We start from the raw sequence: 17,774 nt of genomic DNA, 5'->3' as shown, positions 1-17,774 counted from the left end.
CTGGAATGCGGGGCGACGTTCACATCGGGACCTGGCCGTGTGTCATCTGCTGGGACCTGCCCAGGCGTCAGCGACACACCTTGAAAACCCGCGCGTCCCAGTACGAGGCCTCCCGATACGACCAGCGCACTCCAGTGCGCTCATGGGCCGCGTGGCGGGCCTGGCGTTCGCGCTCGCAGGGCGACAGCGCCCGCGTTGATGCGCGGCTCGCCAGGCGCGGGGTTCGCACGGGCTTGGGCCGATTACTGGCCTGCAGGTATTGGCGATCGCGCGCGATGCTGCGCTCCGCGGCCTGCCGCTCGGCCGAGGCCGTCGTCGCAAGACCGGGATCGGCCATCCAGGTCTTCTCCGTCTTGCCGCTGCAGGCTGCGGACTGATAGACCACCGCGCCTGCGGCATCACGGCATCTGTAGACCGACTGCGCCGTGGCACTGGTGGCCAGTGCGCATAGTGCCAGCATCAGGACCAGCTTCATCACGCACTCCCTTGCGCGGGTTGAGGCGGTCAGTGTCGATATGCGCGTGCGGCCACGCCATCGGCCGACTGCGCGGCGCGATGTCGGACAACGCCCCGGGTGCATCCGTGTCGCTGTTGCCTGCGTAAGTGGATTATCGAACGCACCGCAGGTGATCCATGCCCAAGTTGATCGCACTCGCCCTGGCCCTGTCCTCCGCAGCGGCTTCGGCTGCGCCTGCCATTACCCACTACGAAGGGGTCGCCTATGCGGCTTCAGGCAGCGTGCTCTACAAGGAGTCGCATTGGATTGGCGACGGTGGCGCGCGGACGGTGCTGTATCGCTGCCCGAACGGCCAGCCGTTCGCGCGCAAGCAGGTGTCCGATGGCAGTGCTGCGCCGGATTTCGAGCTGGTCGACGCGCGTGCCCATTACCGTGAGGGCGTGCGTGGCCAGGGCGGCGCGCGCGAGGTCTTCAGCAGCGAAGGCGGCAAGGAGCAGGCCAAGGCGCTGAAGACACAGGCCGCGCAGGTCATCGACGCAGGCTTCGACAGCTACGTGCGCAAGCACTGGGACGGCCTGGTGAACGGCCAGGACACCCAGATCGCCTTCCTGGTGCCTTTGCGCCAAGGCAACCTGGACCTGCGCATCCAGCCCATGGCGAGCAAGGATCAGACCCATCAGTTCAAGCTGGCCCTGGATGCGTGGTACGGCGCGATCGCGCCCAGCATCACCGTGACCTACGACAACGCCAGCCACCGACTGATGCGCTTCGAAGGCGTGGGCAACATCCGCGATGCCAAGGGCAGCTATCCGAAAGTGCGGATCGAATTTCCTGCCGACGCCGTCGGCACCGCGACGCCGGCGCAGATGCAGGATGCCGGCACGATGCCCCTGGTGAACCGCTGTGCCGCTTAATCCCGCCACCGCGTTCACCGTGCTTCCCGCCGCGTCCGGTCATAAGGAGCGGGCGCGGCCCGCCTGCCCGCTTTCCCTGGAACTACCATGGTCAATGCCTATCTCTGGTTCAACGCCCTGCTCTACATTGGCCTGGCCATCTGGTGCACGCTCGCCCCGGACAGCACGGCCGCGGCCGTGGGTTTCACCGCGCTCACGCCGTCCGGTCAGACTGAATTCCTCGCCGTCTACGGCGGCATGGAATTCGGCATCGGCCTGCTGTTTGCTTACTTCGCTGTCAGCCGGCAGCCGCGCAACGGCCTGGTCCTGGGCGTGGCCTTCTACGCGCCCATCGTGGCTTGGCGCGCGTTCGCCATCAGTCGTTATGGGCCGCTGGAAACGACCACGATCGCGCTGGCCGGGTTCGAGTGGCTGCTCTTCCTTGTGGGACTGGCGCTCTTCCTGCGGCAGCGCAACAAGCATCGGTGACGCCGTCGAGAGCTCATTGACGCCCGGGCCTGTAGCATCGTGGAACGCAACTGCCACCACGACCTTACAAGGCCACCTTCGCATGGCGGATTCCCCTGAGCGCAACCTGCCGGCCGACGATGCCGACCGGCTGCTGCTGGCTACGGCCCAAGGCGACACGCTCGCCTTCGAGCAGCTCTACCGATCCACATCACCGCGTCTGTTCGCCGTCTGCCTGCGCCTGCTGCACCAGCGCAGCGAGGCCGAGGACGTGCTGCAGGAGGTCTACAGCAACGTCTGGCGCAAGGCGGCGCAGTTCGATCCCGGCAAGGCCAGCGGCCTGACCTGGCTGTCGATGATGGCGCGCAACCGGGCCATCGATCATCTGCGTGCATCGCGGGTCGAACGCGCCTCGGTGCCGATCGACCTGGGGCCGGAGCTGATCGATACCTCGCCGCGCGTCGAGCAGATGGCCGAGGCCGCCATGGAAGCGCACGGGCTTGAAGTCTGCCTGGACGAACTGGAACCGCAGCGCCGCAGCCTGATCCGCACCGCGTTCTTCGAAGGCAGCACCTACGAGGAACTGGCCACGCGCAGCGGTACGCCGCTGGGCACCGTGAAAAGCTGGATCCGCCGCAGCCTGACCAAGCTCAAGGCATGCCTGGAACGATGAACACATCCACCGCCCCTTTCGAAAGCGATCCACCCGAACGCGACGTGCTCGCCGGCGAATACGTGCTGGGCGTGCTCGATGCCGCCGGTCGCGACCGCGTGCGCAGCCTGATGGCCAGCGACCCGGTGTTCGCCGATGAAGTGCTGCGCTGGGAAGCGCACTTCGGCCCGTTGATCGATCAGGTCGCGCCCGTGGCCGTGCCCGAATATGTCTGGGCCCGCATCGGCAACGCACTGGGTCTGGCGCCTGCGCCTCGCCAGGCGCCGGTGACGTCGCCTGCGCCCAAGCGCGGCTTCTGGGACAACATCGGCCTGTGGCGCAGCGTCGGTATCGGCGGCTTCGCCACTGCCGCGGTGGCCGTGGTCGCGTTGCTGTCGGTCCTGCGCACCGAGCCGGTCGCGCCGACCCCGCCCCCCGTGGTGGCCCAGCAACCGCCGGTCCCGGCCATGCCGCAGATGGTGGCCTCGCTGGCTGGCGATGATGGCAAGACCGGCTACGTCGCCACCATGGAAACACGCAGCGGCAGGATGACGATCATGCCCATGAGCCCGACCCGCGAAGACGGGCGCGTGCCCGAGCTGTGGATCATTCCCAAGGGCGGCGCGCCGGTCTCGATGGGCATCCTCGATACCGAGCACGTGGCCGAACACACGCTGCCCGAAAACCTGCGCGCACTCCTCAACACCGACGCCCTGCTGGCGATCACGATGGAACAGCCCGGTGGCTCGCCATCCGGGGCACCGACCGGGTCGATCGTGGCCAAGGGCGGCATCACGGCACTGCTGGCTCCCTGAGACCGGGTGCATCCAAGGCGATGCCCCCGACGTATCTGTGTAGGACCTGACGTTCGAAGGAACCCGCGTGCAAGAGCCGTCGATTACCACCACGCATGTGTCTGCCGCACCGCCGGCCGCGCCGAAGGCGCGCGGCTGGTGGAAGACGGTGCTGCGCTGGTTCGATACCGACGCGCAGTCGCCGCTGGACCCCGCGCGCGCCGATCGCATCGACTGGCTGCGCGCGGTGCCGTTCGTGGTGATGCACCTGATGTGCATCGGCGTGGTGTGGGTGGGTTGGTCGTGGTTTGCCGTGGGCGTGGCTGCGGCGTTGTACGTGGTGCGCATGTTTGCGATCACCGCGTTCTACCACCGCTACTTCTCGCACAAGACCTTCAAGGCCTCGCGGCCGGTGCAGTTCGTGTTCGCCGCGATCGGCGCGTCCAGCGTGCAGCGTGGGCCGCTGTGGTGGGCCGCGCACCATCGCCACCACCATCGCGTGACCGATACGCCGGAAGACCCGCATTCGCCAAGCCAGCATGGCTTCTGGTGGAGCCACATGGGCTGGTTCCTGACCCCGCGCGGGTTCCGCACCAACTGGGATGCGATTCCGGACCTGAAGAAGTTCCCGGAGCTGCGCTTCCTGGACCGCTTCGACATCCTGTTGCCGGTGCTGCTGGCACTTGGCCTGTTCCTACTCGGCGGCTGGCTGGAAGAGGCCGCGCCGCAGCTGGGCACCAGCGCCGGGCAGCTGCTGATCTGGGGCTTCTTCATTTCCACCGTCGTGCTGTTCCACGCGACGGTCACGATCAACTCGCTGTCGCACAAGTTCGGCTCGCGCCGTTTCGACACCCATGACGACAGCCGCAACAACTGGATGCTGGCACTGCTGACCTTCGGCGAAGGCTGGCACAATAACCACCACTACTTCCCCGGTTCCGCCCGGCAGGGTTTCCGCTGGTGGGAAGTCGACCTGACCTGGTACGGCCTGAAGGCGATGTCGTGGGTCGGCCTGGTCCGCGATCTCAAGCCGGTGCCGGCGGGACTGGTCAGGAAAGCCCGGAGCCCGCAATGAGCCGCATCGCCGTGGTCGGCGGCGGTATCGCCGGCATGGGGGCGGCCTGGGCGCTGTCGCAGCAGCATGATGTCACCCTGTTCGAAGCCGGCGACTATCTCGGCGGCCACACCCATACGCACGACATTGTGGTCGAAGGCCGGCATTACGCAGTCGACAGCGGCTTCATCGTCTTCAACCCGGCCAACTATCCGCTGCTGACGCGCCTGTTCGACACGCTGGGCGTGGCCTCGCAGCCGACCACGATGAGTTTTTCGGTCAGCGATGACCGCACCGGGCTGGAGTACAACGCCGGCAATCTCGCCGGCCTGTTCTGCCAGAAGCGCAACCTGGTGAGCCCACGTTTCTGGAAGATGCTCGCCGACCTGCGCCGCTTCTATCGCGAGTCGCCGGCCGTGCTGCAGCTGCCCGCACCCGGCCCGACGCTGGGCGATTACCTGCGTGACAACGGCTATGGCGCCACGTTCCGCGACGCGCACATCGTGCCGATGGCATCGGCCCTGTGGTCTTCGCCGTCGAAGACCATCCTGGATTTCCCCATGCAGCACCTGGTGCGCTTCATGGACAACCACCACATGCTGCAGCTCAGCGGCCGCCCCGAATGGCGCGTGGTCAGCGGCGGCTCCAACCGCTACGTGCAGGCGTTGAAGGCGGCGTGGAATGTGCAGCTCAGACTGCGCACGCCGGTCCACGCGGTGCAGCGGAGTGCCTCCGGCGTCGCGCTGCAGACGGCCGAAGGCAGCGCCGAATTCGACGAGGTCGTGCTGGCCTGTCATGCCGACGATGCGCTGCGCCTGCTCCGCGATGCGGACGCGCAGGAACAGCAGGTCCTCGGCGGCATCACCTACCAGGCCAACGACACCGTGCTGCACACCGATACCCGGGTGCTGCCGCGCGATCGCCGCGCCTGGGCCGCGTGGAACGCGCACATCCCGGCGGCCGACGACGGCCAGTGCACGGTGAGTTACTGGATGAATGCGTTGCAGTCGATCGACGCGCCGGTGCCGTTCATCGTCAGCCTCAACCAGGGCAACCAGATCGACGAGAGCAAGGTGTTGCGCCGCATGCAGTACCGGCATCCGCACCAGACGCCGGCCTCGGTCGCCGCGCAGCGCGCCCTGCCGCAGATCCAGGGACGTGGGCATGTCTGGCACGCCGGCGCGGGCTGGGGCTTCGGTTTCCATGAAGACGGCCTGCGCAGCGGGATCGACGTCGCGCGTGCACTCGGGGCACCGCTGCCGTGAGCACGCCGCGCCATGTCGCCCTGCGGACCGCCGCCTCGCCTGCGGTAGAGGGCGCCCGCGCGCCGAAGGCGAGCGCCGGATCGTCCACGGAGATCCGCGACACCCTGGCCAGCGCGCTCTACGTCGGCCGGGTTAGCCATCGCCGCCATGCACCCGAACCGCACGCGTTCACGTGGCCCTTGTTCATGGCCTATCTCGACCTGGGCGAACTGGAGCGCGTGTTCGCCAGGCGCTGGCTGTGGTCGGTCGGCCGCCGCAACGTGGTCGAGTTCCGCCGTTCGGATTTCCTCGGCGATCCCGCGCTGCCGTTGGACCAGGCCGTGCGCGACTGCGTGGCAGCGGAGGTCGGCCATCGCCCCGCAGGCCCCGTGCGCATGCTCACCCACCTGCGCATGTTCGGGCATAGCTTCAATCCGGTGACGTTCTACTACTGCTTCGCCACCGATGGCCGCACGCTGGACACGCTGGTGGCGCAGATCACCAACACGCCGTGGAAGGAACGCCACACCTACGTGCTGCCGGTCAGCGATGCCGCGCGCGAAGGCGAGTTCTTCAGCTGGACCTTCGACAAGCAATTCCACGTGTCGCCGTTCATGGCGATGGAACATGACTACGGCTGGCGCTTCCAGCTGCCGGGCGACGCGCTGCGGGTCCACATGGACGTGCTGTGCCAGGCCGACGCCGCCGGCGATATCGCGCCCAAGCGGTTCGATGCCACGCTCACGCTGCAACGCCGTCCGATGCGTGGCCGCGCAATGGCATGGGCCTTGCTGCGTTTCCCGCTGATGACCCTGCAGGTCGTCGCTGCGATCCACTGGCACGCGCTGCGCCTGTGGCTACGTGGCAATCCCATCCACGATCATCCCGACAAGAGGGCTGCCCCATGAGCCGCATCGACGCGTCCACCACGCCCGGCACCCCGGCAACCGCTGAAACCGGCTCGCTGGCCGAGCGCATCCTGCGCCGCCGCCTGATCGACACACTTGCGCAGCTGCGCGGCTGTCGCCTGCTACTGGAAGAAGGTCACCAGGTCCACGTCCTCGGCACCGTCGATGCGGACGATGCGACGCCGTTGCAGACCCGCCTGCGCGTGCATGATCCGGCGTTCTGGCGCATGGCCGCGCTCAACGGCAGCGTCGGCGCCGGCGAGGCTTTCATGGACGGATTGTGGGACTGCGATGACGTGGTCGTGCTGATGCGCATGCTGGTGCGCAACCGCGACCTGCTCGATGCGATGGACAGCGGCACCGCCAGGCTCGGCGGTGCGTTGATGAAGCTGCTGCACCTGTTCGCCCGCAACACGCGCACCGGCAGCCGGCGCAACATCGCCGCGCATTACGACCTGGGCAATCCGCTGTTCTCGCTGTTCCTGGATGAGAACCTGATGTACTCCTCGGCGATCTACGAGGATGAAGGCGAATCGTTGGAGACCGCCGCCACGCGCAAGCTGGACCGCATCTGCCAGAAGCTGCAGCTCGGGCCGCAGCATCGGGTGGTCGAGATCGGCACTGGCTGGGGCGGTTTCGCCCTGCATGCCGCGGGCAAATACGGCTGCCATGTCACCACCACCACCATCTCGCGCGAGCAGCACGACCTGGCGGCGCAGCGCATCGCCGCGGCCGGGCTGCAGGACCGCATCACCCTGTTGATGCAGGACTACCGCGACCTGGAAGGCACCTTCGATCGCGTGGTCTCGATCGAGATGATCGAGGCGATCGGCCACCAGTACCTGGACACCTATTTCGCCAAAGTCGCCAGCCTGCTCAAGCCCGATGGCCAGGCGATGATCCAGGCCATCACCATCGAGGACCATCGCTACGTGCAGGCGCGCGATTCGGTGGACTTCATCAAGCGCCATATCTTCCCGGGCAGCTTCATTCCCTCAGTGGCGGCAATGACCGGGGCGTTGGCCAAGTCCAGCGACCTGCGCCTGTTCAACCTGGAAGACATCGGCCCCAGCTACGCGCTGACCCTGCGCGCCTGGCGCGAACGCTTCATGGGCCAACTCGATCAAGTGCGTGCGCTGGGCTACGACAGCCGCTTCATCCGCATGTGGGAGTTCTACCTGGCCTATTGCGAGGCCGGTTTCCTGGAACGCTCGATCGGCGACGTGCATCTGTGGCTGACCAAGCCCGGCGCGCGTGCGACGCAATATCCCTACGCGCTGCAGGGCCTCTGAGCCTGATGTGGCCGAACCTGCGCAATTACCTGGCCCTGCAGCTGCTGTGGCTGGCTGCCGTGGCCGGCGCGGGGCGCGGCTGGTGGTGGGCAGGTCCGGTGGCGTTGTTGCTGTTCGTCGCGCTGCACTTCGGCCTGCACTGGCAGGCGCGCGGTGACCTGTTGCTGATGCTGGCTGCACTGCTGCTGGGCAGCGTGGTCGATTCGCTGGCCACGATGAGCGGCGTGGTGCATTACGCGGCGGCGTGGCCATTCCCTTCGCTGGCGCCGCTGTGGATCCTGGCGCTGTGGATGGGCCTGGGGCTGACGCTCAACCATTCGTTCGGCTGGCTGATGCGCCGACCTGCGCTGGCGGTGCCGGTGATGGCGCTCGGAGGGCCGCTGTCTTACTGGGGCGCGCAGGCCTCGTTCGGCGCAGTGCATTTCTCAACGCCGCCCTTTGTCGGCCTGTTGCTGATCGGAGTGTCGTGGGCGGTGGCCACGGCCGTGCTGGCCGCTTTGGTGCTGCATCTGCGCCGTCCCGCGCCGCTCTCCATGCGGGGCGTCGAATGAATGCCTGGCCGATCCTGTGGGTGTTTCTCGGCACGCTGGCACTGATGCTGCTGGCCTGGCTGTGGCAACGCCACACGCGCAATGCCGGCGTGGTCGACGTGGTGTGGTCCGCCGGCATGGCGGGCAGCGCGGTGCTGTATGCCTGCACATTGCCAGGCGCCGCCCTGCCCCGCCTGCTGGTCGGCGTCCTCGGCGGCTTCTGGGGACTGCGGCTGGCCTGGCACCTGGGGGCGCGCGTGTTCGGCGACGCGCATGAGGACGGCCGCTACGCCTACCTGCGCGAGCACTGGCACGACGCGCAGGGCAAGTTCCTGCTGTTCTTCCTCGCCCAGGCCGTGATGGTGGTGCTGCTGTCGCTACCCTTCTGGATCGTCGCCCACAACCCCGTCGGTGCGTGGTCACTGTGGACCACGCTTGGCGTGCTGGTCTGGCTGCTGGCCGTGGCGGGCGAAAGCCTGGCAGACCGCCAACTGGCGGCGTGGAAGCGCGATCCGGCCAACAAGGGCCACACCTGCGATCGCGGCCTGTGGCGTTACTCGCGCCATCCTAATTATTTCTTTGAATGGCTGCACTGGTTTGCCTATGTCCTGCTCGCCGTCGGCCTGCCGTTGGGCTGGGTAGCGGCCAGCCTGTGCGGCCCGGCACTGATGTTCGCCTTCCTCTATCGCGTGACGGGCATCCCGTACACCGAAGCCCAATCGCTGCGCAGCCGCGGCGAAGACTATGCGCGCTACCAGCGCACCACCAGCGCGTTTTTCCCGCTGCCGCCAAAACATTGATCGATCGAAGGAGAACACGATGTCAGTTCCTGCCGCTGAAGAAACGGAAGTTCGCGAGAGCCTCGCCACGCGCCTGGCCGAGTCCGGCCGCCTGCCCGACGCGCTGCTGCGCATGGGCATCCGCCGCATGTGCGCCCAGCGCCTCAAGGACGAGCGCAAGGGCGGCACCGGCGCGGTATTCGAACGCCAGCAGGCGTGGCTCGACGGCCTGCGCGAAGATGCCATCGCGGTGGAAACCCAGGCGGCCAATCGCCAGCACTACGAGCTGCCGCCGGAGTTCTTTCGCCTGTGCCTGGGTAAGAACCTCAAGTACAGCAGCTGCTTCTGGGACGAGAGCACCACCGACCTGACCCAGGCAGAGGAAAAGATGCTGCGCCTGTACTGCGAGCGCGCCGAGCTGGCCAACGCCAGCCGCATCCTGGAGCTGGGCTGCGGCTGGGGTTCGCTCACCCTATGGATGGCCGAGCGCTATCCCAAGGCGATGATCACCGCCGTCTCCAACTCGCGCTTCCAGAAGGAGTTCATCGAGGCCCGTTGCCGCGAGCGCGCGATCTTCAACGTCGAGATCATCACCGCCGACGTCAACGCCCTGCAGCTACCCGAAGAAATGTTCGACCGCGTGGTCTCGATCGAGATGTTCGAGCACATGCGCAACTACCAGGAGCTGCTGTCGCGCGTGGCCAATTGGCTCAAGCCCGGCGGCAAGCTGTTCGTGCATATCTTCTGCCACCGCGAGCTGCTGTACCTGTTCGAGACCGAAGGCAGCGACAACTGGATGGGGCGGCATTTCTTCACAGGCGGCCTGATGCCCGCCGCCGACACGCTGCTCAAGTTCCAGGAAAAGCTCACCATCGAGGAGCGCTGGCTCCTCTCGGGCACGCATTACGAAAAGACCGCCAACGCCTGGCTGGAAAACCAGGACGCCAACCACGACCAAGTCATGGGCCTGATGCGCCAGACCTACGGCGTGGCCGATGCCTCACGCTGGTACCAGCGCTGGCGCATGTTCTGGATGGCCTGCGCGGAGCTGTTCGGATACGCGGGGGGGAATGAGTGGATGGTGGCGCATTATCGATTCACGCGCTGATCGCTATTTATTCTTTACAAGCAAAGACAAGAGCTTTCGTGCGGCTTCGCCGCCCGACCTACTTTCTTTGCTTGTGCAAAGAAGGCAAAGAAGCGCTTTTCCACTGACGCATGTCTTGTCAACACACTCCGGGCGGCACGCCTGCGCTGCGCGCAGGTTCGCTACGGGACGAGGGATTTTTGGAAGGGACATCCATGTCCCTTCCAAAAACGCCGCACCTCCTTGTGCAGCGCCCTCCGGGTCTTTCCTCGCCCTTTGCCGTGTCTCACGGAGACCTGAAAGCGCAAGCAAGAGCAGCACCGCGCCCGGTGCCGATTTTGCTTTTGCTGTTGCTTCGCTTTTGATCTTCAGCGCCTTCAAAGCGAGCCGAGCACCGCAGGCGGAAACGGCCGCAGAGGCGCGGGTGTCTGAGCGCAGCGAGTTCCCGCGCCGTGCCGTTTCCGGCGAGGAGCACAGGGCACCGATGCGCAGCATCGGCGAGTGTCAGGCGCTGGCGGTTTTGGCTACTTTTGTCAAGCACAAAAGTAGCTCGCGCCGCGAAGCGGCGTGAAAGCTCTTGCCCCTAAAAAGCCACACCGATCGAATGAATGACCTGAGCCAAAAAACTCAGGGCGCAACGCGCAATAACCCCGCCACCCAAGCCCCCAAAAACACCAACACCAATCCCCCAACCAAGCTGATCCCCAGATTGGCCAGCATCACCGCTGAACGCCCGGTGCGAGCAAAGATCAGGCTTTCCATCATCAGCGATGAAAACGTGGTCAATCCACCCAGGATGCCCACGATCAGAAATGCGCGCACATATAGCGCCGACGGGCCACGTCCTTCCAGCCACACCACCAGGAACCCGCCGATCAGCGATCCCAGGAAATTCACCGCAAGCGTGCCGTAAGGCAAGCCGCTGCCGAACTGGCGCAGCATCATGCCGCCGATCCAGAACCGCATCCCCGCACCCAGCGCACCGCCGCCCATCACCAATGCCAGTTGCTGCCACCAGATGGCCGGATTCATGGCTTGCCTTTCCCGGTCCGCGCCTGCGCACGCGCAGCGCGCAAGGCATCGAGCTTCTGCTTGAGTTTGATTTCCAAGCCGCGCTCCACAGGTTCGTAGTACACGCGTTCGCCCATCGCATCGGGAAAGCCGGTCTGATCCAGCGCGATACCACCTTCGGCATCGTGGTCGTACTGGTAGCCGTCGCCGTAGCCGAGGCCTTTCATCAGCTTGGTCGGCGCGTTGCGCAGATGCATCGGCACTTCCTGCGTGCCGGTTTCGCGCACTTCGGCCTTGGCCAGGTTGAAAGCGGCATAGCCGGCGTTGGATTTGGCGGTGGACGCCAGATACAGCACCAGCTGGGCCAGCGCCAGCTCGCCCTCAGGGCTGCCCAAGCGCTCGTAGATGTCCCACGCTTCCAGCGCCATCTGCTGCGCGCGCGGATCGGCCAGGCCGATGTCCTCGATCGCCATGCGCGTCAGCCGCCGCGCCAGATAGGCGCGATCGCAGCCGCCGTCGAGCATGCGCGTGAGCCAGTACAGCGCCGAATCGGGATTGGAGCTGCGCACGGATTTATGCAGCGCCGAGATCTGGTCGTAGAACTGCTCGCCGCCCTTGTCGAAGCGCCGCGTGCGGTCGGCCAGCACCTGGACCAGCGTGGCCTCGGTGATCTCGCCGTCTTCGTCGGCGGCCAGTTCGGCCGCGATCTCCAGCAAGGTCAGGCCACGGCGCACATCGCCGTCGGCGGCGCTGGCAATCTGCAGCAGCGCCTCGTCGGACACCTTGAGTCCCTGCCCGCCCAGGCCGCGCTCGCCGTCGTCCAGCGCATGCTGCAAGGCCTGTGCGATATCGGCCGGCGAGACCGCCTCCATCACGTGCACGCGGCAACGCGACAGCAGCGCGGAGTTCAGCTCGAACGACGGGTTCTCGGTCGTCGCACCGACGAACAGAATCGTGCCGCGCTCGATGTGCGGCAGGAACGCATCCTGCTGGCCCTTGTTGAACCGATGCACCTCATCGACGAACAGCACGGTGCGCCGGCCTTCGGCAAAGCGATGCGCGGCCTCGGCCAGCACCTGGCGCACTTCCGGCAGGCCGGACAGCACCGCGGAGATGGCCTTGAACTCGGCATCGGCATAGCGCGCCAGCAGCAGCGACAGCGTGGTCTTGCCGCAGCCCGGCGGGCCCCAGAGGATCATCGAATGCACGTGGCCGGACTCGACCGCGCGACGCAGCGCGGTGCCCGGCGCCAGCAGCCGGCGCTGGCCGACCATGTCGTCCAGCGTGCGCGGACGCATGCGTTCGGCCAGCGGCTGCATCGCGCTGCGATCCACGCTCAACAGGTCCGGCGTATCGCTGGGAAAGGTCTTGGCTCTGGCCACGTCCCTATTCTATCGCGGCCCCGCCAAGACACCGGCCTGGGCCGCACATTGCTTCAGACGGCTCAGCTTTCGCCGACCACGTCCACGCCGGCCGCCGGCTTGTAGCTGAAGGTGCCGGCGCTGAAGGATGGATTGCGCTTCCAGCCGGTGAAGTCCACCTCGGTGCGCTGGCCGACCGCGTCGGTCACGTCCATGCGCATCAGCTGACCGTTGGCAAAGCCGAGCTTGGCGATCTGGAAGCTGGTGGCCGAGTCATCGCGCTTGGGCGTCAGCGTCATCCACTGCAGGCCCTGCTCAGTCGGGCCTTCGGACACGTCGAACTTGCTGTCCAGCTCCCTGGGCTTGAGCAGCGCCGCCAGCGGGCTGGTCTGGGCCTCGTTGCCCTGGCTGCGCACGGTCACCTGCTGCAGGTCGGGCTCATACAGCCACACCTTCTTGCCGTCGGCCACGATCAGCTGCTCGTAAGGCTTGGCGTATTCCCAGCGGAACAGGTCCGGCGCCGACAGCGCGACACGGCCGCTGGAACGCTCTTTCAGGCTGCCGTTGCCGTTGAAGGTCTTCTGGGTGAACTGGCCATCCAGCCCCTTCAGGCCGTTGGTGAAGGTGGTCAAGTCATCGCGCGCGCCGGCCAGGGCGGTGCCGGCCAGCAGCGCCGTCCCCAGGACGGCCAATCGCAGCATGCGGATCATGGGAAAACCCCCGTTGTTTCGATACGACAAGTGTGACGCGTTCAGTCTGAATCCGCATGCCACGGCGCGCGGCGCCTCGTGGCGCGCGTTCAGCGTGGCAGCGTCACATCAGCGCGCGGTCTGCACCGTGGACAGGTCGCCGTACAGGATCTGCCCGCGAAAGCCGCGGCGCACGTCCTGGTACAGCGCGCGGAACGCCGGGTAATCGGCCGGCCGGCACAGCTGGTCGCTGCCGTGAATCGCATTGAGCGTCAGCCGATGGGTGGCGGTGACCTGTTGCCCGTCGCGCGCCCAGGTCACTTCGTACCGGCCGGCGGCGTTTTCGAACTGTGCGCTGCGCGGGATCGCGATCACCGGCACGCTGGCGGGGAACCGCAGCACGTAGGTTTCCTCGCGCAGGGTCTGGTTGCACTGGAACGGGGTCAGGTTGGCTTCGGCCACGGCCTTGGAGTACAGGTCGCGCATGGAATCGGCGCCCGGCATGTCCGGCAGGATCATCCCGCCGACGCTGCTGAAATCCACATCGTCCTGCGCCTTGAAATCGAACGCGTAGCCGAATGGCTGGTCCAGGTCCTCAGCCTGGCCCTGCAAGCGCAGCTGGCCCTGCCCGTTGAGGCCGGAGCCGGCCATGATCGAGTCCTCGATCCGCTGGCGGTTCTGCGTGGTCAGCTGCGAGAACGTGCCGCGCAGGCCGATCTCGCCACTGGCGCCGCTGTCGATCGCGGTATGGCCGCTGACGTTGCCCTGCGCATCGAAATCGAACGTGCTGGTCGCGCGGTACGCACTGCGGCTCGGGTCGTTGGCCGGCGTGCGCGCGACCACGCCATCGGCCGTGTGCACCACCGGCGCGCCCAGGTCCGAGGCGGGCAGCTGGCCGAAGCGCGCGTACGGGCTGGTCGAATCCAGGTACAGCCCGAATTCGGGCACCCAGGTGATCGCATGGTTGAAACGCCCCAGGACCACGCCCTTGGGCAGGGTCGGGCCGCCGCCTGCGCCGATCAGCACCGGTGAACTGGCAATGCCCTTGGCCGCCAGCAGCGCCTCCAGGATCACCGTGTGGTCCTTGCAGTCGCCGTAGTGGTTGGCCAGGATCGCGCCGGCCGGGTTCGGCTCCAGCCCGCCATTGCCCAGGTATACCGCCACATAGCGGATGTTGGCAGCGACCCATTCGTAGATTGCCTGCGCCTGCGCGCCCCGGTCGCTAATGCCGGCGGTGATCGCATCGGCCTGGCGCTGGATATCGGGCGTGACCTTGGCCGCCTGCCCCGCCGCCTGCTGGTAGGCGCGGCCGAGCTGGCCATAGCTGTCAAAGGTGCTGGCCATGATCCCGGGGCTGAACTCCCAGGCCGACACGCTCCACGGCTGCGGGTCCATTGGGGTGCGGTTGCTGTAGGTCCATTCCCAGCGCGCGTTGCCGCCTTCGACCTTGCGCTTGCCGCCCTGCATGCCGGTCGCCTGCAGGTGCATCGGCATCGCCACCGGCGCAGTCAGGGTGACCTTGGCCTGGTCGTACTGCTGCATCAGCGGGAAGGTTTCCCACAGGTTGAAGTAGCCGGCGAAATACGGCTGGATCTGGTGCGTGCGGTAGCGATAGACCACGCGCGTGCCCGGCGCCAGGTTCGGGAACACGATCACCTTGACCTTGCGGTCGGCGTACATCGCCGCCGAGGCGCTGGAATAACTTTCCTGCGTGTAGATGCGGTCCGGCGCCACGTCATGGCGCTGGCCGTCGGCGGTGATGGTGTAGGCGGCCAGCACCTCCAGCCGCTCCATCTTCTCGCTGTAGCTCAGGCGTACCTGGCTCCAGGCGTCGACGCCGGCCTTGGTGCGCACCAGCACTTCGTACTCGTCGGTCTCGGTACTGGTGTAGTCCGGCGCGACCACGTAATCGGCCAGATAGCGGACGAAGCTGAAGTTGTTGCTGGCCTCGGCCGGCGTTGCGCCCTGGCGGCTGGACGCCGGCCTGGCGTCAGTGGTCGTTTGCGCCCACGCGCAGGCAGGCAGCAGACAGGCACACAACAGGAGCAGCAGACGCGACATCAGGGCATTCCGGGACACACAGACCAGGCTTGGAGTGTGACGCGCGCGGAAGGGTTCCCGCACGCGCCTGACCGTCTTGTCGATCTGGCGCCGCTCAACGCGGCGGCGGCGGGGCCAGCACGCTGCGATCGCCGTTGTGCTCGGGCGGCGACACGACGCCGGCTGCTTCCATCGCCTCGACCAGGCGCGCGGCGCGGTTGTAGCCGATCTTCAGGCGACGCTGCACGCCGGAAATCGAAGCGCGGCGGGTTTCAGTGACGATCTTCACCGCTTCGTCGTACAGCGGATCGGATTCGTCGCCACCGCCACTGTTGGATTCGGGCAGGCCGGTCGGGCCGACCATCACGCCGTCGCCCATCGACTGCATCTCTTCCAGCACGCCCTCGATGTAATCGACCGGGCCGCTGGCCTTGAGATGTTCGACCACGCGGTGCACTTCCTCGTCGCTGACAAACGCGCCGTGCACACGGTCGGGCATCGCCGTACCCGGCGGCAGGTACAGCATGTCGCCGTGGCCCAGCAGGGTCTCGGCGCCGGACTGGTCCAGGATGGTGCGCGAGTCGATCTTGGAGCTGACCTGGAATGCGATGCGGGTCGGGATGTTGGCCTTGATCAGGCCGGTGATCACGTCCACCGACGGGCGCTGGGTCGCCAGGATCAAATGGATACCGGCCGCACGCGCCTTCTGCGCCAGGCGGGCGATGAGTTCTTCGACCTTCTTGCCGACGATCATCATCATGTCGGCGAATTCGTCGATGAAGATCACGATGAACGGCAGCGTGTCCAGCTGGCGCGGCATCTCGTCCAGGTCCGGGTTCGGCTTGAACAGCGGATCCATCAGCGGCTGGCCGGCGTTGACAGCGTCGGTGACCTTCTTGTTGAAGCCGGCCAGGTTGCGCACGCCCACCGCGCTCATCAGCTTGTAGCGGCGCTCCATCTCGGCCACGCACCAGCGCAGGCCATTGGCGGCCTCCTTCATGTCGGTGACGACCGGCGCCAGCAGGTGCGGGATGCCTTCGTAGACGCTCAGTTCGAGCATCTTCGGGTCGATCATCAGCATGCGCAGCTCTTTCGGGCTGGCTTTGTAGAGCAGGCTCAGGACCATGGCATTGACCGCAACCGACTTACCCGAACCAGTCGTACCGGCCACCAGCAAATGCGGCATGCGCGCCAGGTCGGCCACGGTCGGCTGGCCTGCGATGCCCTTGCCCAGCGCCAACGTGAGCGGGCTGGCCGACTTGTCGTATTCCTTTGAGCGCAGCAGCTCGGAGAGATAAATCATCTCGCGGCTGGTGTTGGGGATCTCCAGGCCGATCACCGACTTGCCGGGGATCACGTCGACCACGCGCACCGCCTTGACCGACAGGCCGCGGGCGATGTCCTTGTCCAGCGAGCTGATCTGGCTGACCTTCACGCCCGGCGCCGGCTCCAGCTCGAAACGGGTGATCACCGGGCCCGGATAGGCGCCGACCACCTGCACGTCGATGCGGAAGTCCTTGAGCTTGAACTCGATCTGCCGCGACAGGGTTTCCAGGGTTTCCTCGGAATAGCCCTTGGCCTGCGGCTTGGGATCGTCCAGCAGGGCCAGCGGCGGCAGGCCGTCGGCGGTTGCGCCGGTGCCGTGGAACAGCGGGATCTGGGTCTCGCGCTTGGCGCGCTCGCTCTTCTCCACCACCGGCGCGGCCGGCGGCTCGATCTTGACCGGCTCGCGCTTGGCCTGCTTGACCGCATCGACCTTGCGCACTTCCTCGCGCTGTTCGCGCAGGGTGCGGGTCTGCTGCCAGTCCTCAGCCTGCTTGCTGCCCCGGCGCAGCAGGCCCGGCAGCGCAGTCACGCCCTGCCCGATCCGCTCCATCACCGCAAACCACGACAGCCCGGTCGCCAGCGTCACCGACACCAGGAACAGCGCCAGCAGGAACAGATTGCCGCCCAGGTCACCGAACAGCACCGTCAGCGAGCGCCCCACCAGACGCCCCAAGATGCCGCCCGGCCCGGCCGAAAAATCGGTGGCCGAGATGTGGCGCACGAACAGCAGGCCGCTGAAGGAAATCAGGAAGCCGACCATGCCGACCAGACGCAGCGCCGGGCCGAGGTCGGATTCGCCATCGCCGTCCTTGTCCATGCCGAACAGTGCAATCCAGGCGATCGCGCCCAGGATCAGCGGCAGCACGAAGGCGACGTAACCGCAGAAGCCCAACAGCAGGTCGGCCACGATTGCGCCGACCTTGCCGCCCATGTTGTGGATCGGCGTGGTCAGCGTGCTGGCTTGGGTCCAGCTGGGGTCCTGCGGCGAATAGGTGAACAGGCAGGCCAGCAGGTACAGCAGCACCGGCGCGATGACGATCAGCGCAAGGTCGCGCCACAGCCGCTGGCGGCGGGGATTGGGCGGCGTGGACGGCTTGGTGCGGCGCGCGGCAGGGGCGCCTTTGGATTTGCCGCGTTCCGGGAGCGCTTTTGCCACCTTGGGATCCGACCTCAGGAATATTTCGTTAGT

At 66.6% G+C, this 17,774-nt stretch carries 17 protein-coding genes; 11 read left to right on the top strand and 6 right to left on the bottom strand.

The window, feature by feature from the left end; all coding sequences use genetic code 11:
* Positions 1 to 67 precede the first annotated feature (67 nt).
* On the bottom strand, positions 68 to 475 hold the full coding sequence (locus BMZ17_RS06850; protein WP_175485490.1) for a DUF4124 domain-containing protein: 408 nt from the start codon (positions 473 to 475) through the stop codon (positions 68 to 70).
* Between the two features lie 158 nt (positions 476 to 633).
* On the opposite strand from BMZ17_RS06850, the gene BMZ17_RS06845 reads away from it, so the two are divergent.
* The 11 genes from BMZ17_RS06845 to BMZ17_RS06795 all read left to right on the top strand — a co-directional run bounded on the left by BMZ17_RS06845 (position 634) and on the right by BMZ17_RS06795 (position 10,179).
* Positions 634 to 1,371, top strand: coding sequence for a hypothetical protein (locus BMZ17_RS06845; protein ID WP_093137478.1), 738 nt, complete (start codon positions 634 to 636; stop codon positions 1,369 to 1,371).
* An 87-nt stretch (positions 1,372 to 1,458) separates the two neighbouring features.
* Positions 1,459 to 1,839: a DUF4345 domain-containing protein gene (locus tag BMZ17_RS06840; RefSeq protein ID WP_093137476.1), complete on the top strand. Its 381-nt coding sequence runs from the start codon at positions 1,459 to 1,461 to the stop codon at positions 1,837 to 1,839.
* Between the two features lie 82 nt (positions 1,840 to 1,921).
* A complete protein-coding gene (locus BMZ17_RS06835) occupies positions 1,922 to 2,491 on the top strand; it encodes a sigma-70 family RNA polymerase sigma factor (protein ID WP_093137474.1) in 570 nt (189 codons plus the stop codon).
* Entirely contained in the window at positions 2,488 to 3,285 is a 798-nt protein-coding gene (locus BMZ17_RS06830) for an anti-sigma factor (RefSeq protein WP_093137472.1), read from the top strand. The genes BMZ17_RS06835 and BMZ17_RS06830 overlap by 4 nt, the downstream gene beginning before the upstream one ends.
* 97 nt (positions 3,286 to 3,382) lie before the next feature.
* The gene (locus tag BMZ17_RS06825) at positions 3,383 to 4,339 is read left to right on the top strand and encodes an acyl-CoA desaturase (protein ID WP_254775244.1); all 957 of its coding nucleotides are present in this window, start codon (positions 3,383 to 3,385) and stop codon (positions 4,337 to 4,339) included.
* The gene (locus BMZ17_RS06820; RefSeq protein ID WP_093137470.1) at positions 4,336 to 5,583 is read left to right on the top strand and encodes an NAD(P)/FAD-dependent oxidoreductase; all 1,248 of its coding nucleotides are present in this window, start codon (positions 4,336 to 4,338) and stop codon (positions 5,581 to 5,583) included. Before BMZ17_RS06825 ends, BMZ17_RS06820 begins: the two co-directional genes overlap by 4 nt.
* A 20-nt stretch (positions 5,584 to 5,603) precedes the next feature.
* Positions 5,604 to 6,470 carry a DUF1365 domain-containing protein gene (locus tag BMZ17_RS06815; protein WP_093138085.1) on the top strand — a complete coding sequence of 289 codons (867 nt, stop codon included), beginning with the start codon at positions 5,604 to 5,606 and terminating at the stop codon, positions 6,468 to 6,470.
* Positions 6,467 to 7,762 carry an SAM-dependent methyltransferase gene (locus BMZ17_RS06810; RefSeq protein ID WP_093137468.1) on the top strand — a complete coding sequence of 432 codons (1,296 nt, stop codon included), beginning with the start codon at positions 6,467 to 6,469 and terminating at the stop codon, positions 7,760 to 7,762. The genes BMZ17_RS06815 and BMZ17_RS06810 overlap by 4 nt, the downstream gene beginning before the upstream one ends.
* 5 nt (positions 7,763 to 7,767) lie before the next feature.
* Complete coding sequence (locus BMZ17_RS06805; protein WP_093137466.1) at positions 7,768 to 8,313, top strand: DUF2878 domain-containing protein; 546 nt, start codon at positions 7,768 to 7,770, stop codon at positions 8,311 to 8,313.
* Positions 8,310 to 9,092 carry a DUF1295 domain-containing protein gene (locus tag BMZ17_RS06800; protein ID WP_093137464.1) on the top strand — a complete coding sequence of 261 codons (783 nt, stop codon included), beginning with the start codon at positions 8,310 to 8,312 and terminating at the stop codon, positions 9,090 to 9,092. Before BMZ17_RS06805 ends, BMZ17_RS06800 begins: the two co-directional genes overlap by 4 nt.
* 19 nt (positions 9,093 to 9,111) lie before the next feature.
* On the top strand, positions 9,112 to 10,179 hold the full coding sequence (locus BMZ17_RS06795) for an SAM-dependent methyltransferase (protein ID WP_093137462.1): 1,068 nt from the start codon (positions 9,112 to 9,114) through the stop codon (positions 10,177 to 10,179).
* 606 nt (positions 10,180 to 10,785) lie between these two features.
* On the opposite strand, the gene crcB is transcribed toward BMZ17_RS06795, so the two are convergent.
* The 5 genes from crcB to BMZ17_RS06765 all read right to left on the bottom strand — a co-directional run bounded on the left by crcB (position 10,786) and on the right by BMZ17_RS06765 (position 17,741).
* On the bottom strand, positions 10,786 to 11,190 hold the full coding sequence (gene crcB / locus BMZ17_RS06785; protein ID WP_093137458.1) for a fluoride efflux transporter CrcB: 405 nt from the start codon (positions 11,188 to 11,190) through the stop codon (positions 10,786 to 10,788).
* Positions 11,187 to 12,551, bottom strand: coding sequence for a replication-associated recombination protein A (locus tag BMZ17_RS06780; RefSeq protein WP_093137456.1), 1,365 nt, complete (start codon positions 12,549 to 12,551; stop codon positions 11,187 to 11,189). The genes crcB and BMZ17_RS06780 overlap by 4 nt, the downstream gene beginning before the upstream one ends.
* A 62-nt stretch (positions 12,552 to 12,613) precedes the next feature.
* Positions 12,614 to 13,240, bottom strand: a complete 627-nt coding sequence (gene lolA / locus BMZ17_RS06775) for an outer membrane lipoprotein periplasmic chaperone LolA (RefSeq protein WP_093137454.1) — start codon at positions 13,238 to 13,240, stop codon at positions 12,614 to 12,616.
* Positions 13,241 to 13,348: 108 nt separating this feature from the next.
* The gene (locus BMZ17_RS06770) at positions 13,349 to 15,280 is read right to left on the bottom strand and encodes a DUF3857 domain-containing protein (protein ID WP_093137452.1); all 1,932 of its coding nucleotides are present in this window, start codon (positions 15,278 to 15,280) and stop codon (positions 13,349 to 13,351) included.
* 94 nt (positions 15,281 to 15,374) lie between these two features.
* Positions 15,375 to 17,741 (bottom strand): DNA translocase FtsK, encoded by a 2,367-nt coding sequence (locus BMZ17_RS06765; protein WP_093137450.1) that lies wholly within the window; start codon positions 17,739 to 17,741, stop codon positions 15,375 to 15,377.
* Positions 17,742 to 17,774: the final 33 nt, after the last annotated feature.

It is taken from the genome of Pseudoxanthomonas sp. GM95, from assembly GCF_900109775.1.
In the GTDB taxonomy this organism is placed as follows: Bacteria; Pseudomonadota; Gammaproteobacteria; order Xanthomonadales; family Xanthomonadaceae; genus Pseudoxanthomonas_A.
Note: the sequence above shows the minus strand (reverse complement) of the source record. Positions and strands in the feature narration are given on the sequence as shown.